Source organism: Senegalia massiliensis, assembly GCF_900626135.1.
In the GTDB taxonomy this organism is placed as follows: domain Bacteria; phylum Bacillota; class Clostridia; order Tissierellales; family SIT17; genus Anaeromonas; species Anaeromonas massiliensis.
The window spans coordinates 1-887 of record NZ_LR130796.1; the positions used below are offsets into that span (position 1 = coordinate 1).

At 49.0% G+C, this 887-nt stretch carries 1 rRNA gene; it reads left to right on the forward strand.

The annotated features are described in order from the left end of the window. Window positions 1-113: 113 nt before the first annotated feature. A 16S ribosomal RNA gene (locus E0D94_RS14645) occupies window positions 114-887 on the forward strand; the annotation flags it as partial.

Here is an 887-nt window from a genome sequence, read left to right on the forward strand (position 1 = left end):
CTTTGAAAACTGAACAGTGTAGATAACAACAACTTATAAGTTGTAAAATTATAAAGCTAAATTAAGCTAACGTTTGATTCAATTTTGGGTCAAAGGAAAACAAACTTTAAATTTTTATTGAGAGTTTGATCCTGGCTCAGGACGAACGCTGGCGGCACGCCTAACACATGCAAGTCGAGCGAGAAAATTAGAATTGATTCTTCGGATGATTTTTTAATCTTTCTAGCGGCGGACGGGTGAGTAACGCGTGGGAAACCTGCCCTATACAGGAGGATAGCCTCGGGAAACCGGGATTAATACTCCATGAAACTCTAGCGCCGGATGGTGCATGAGTCAAAACTCCGGTGGTATAGGATGGTCCCGCGTCCCATTAGCTAGTTGGTAAGGTAACTGCTTACCAAGGCAACGATGGGTAGCCGGCCTGAGAGGGTGATCGGCCACACTGGAACTGAGACACGGTCCAGACTCCTACGGGAGGCAGCAGTGGGGAATATTGCACAATGGGGGAAACCCTGATGCAGCGATGCCGCGTGAGCGATGAAGGTCTTCGGATCGTAAAGCTCTGTCCTTAGGGAAGAATTTTGACGGTATCTAAGGAGGAAGCCCCGGCTAACTACGTGCCAGCAGCCGCGGTAATACGTAGGGGGCGAGCGTTGTCCGGAATCACTGGGCGTAAAGGGAGCGTAGGCGGCTTTGTAAGTCAGATGTTAAAGCCGTTGGCTTAACCAATGTAAGCATTTGAAACTACAAAGCTTGAGTACAGGAGAGGAGAGTGGAATTCCTAGTGGAGCGGTGAAATGCGTAGATATTAGGAGGAACACCAGTGGCGAAGGCGACTCTCTGGACTGTTACTGACGCTGAGGCTCGAAAGCGTGGGGAGCAAACAG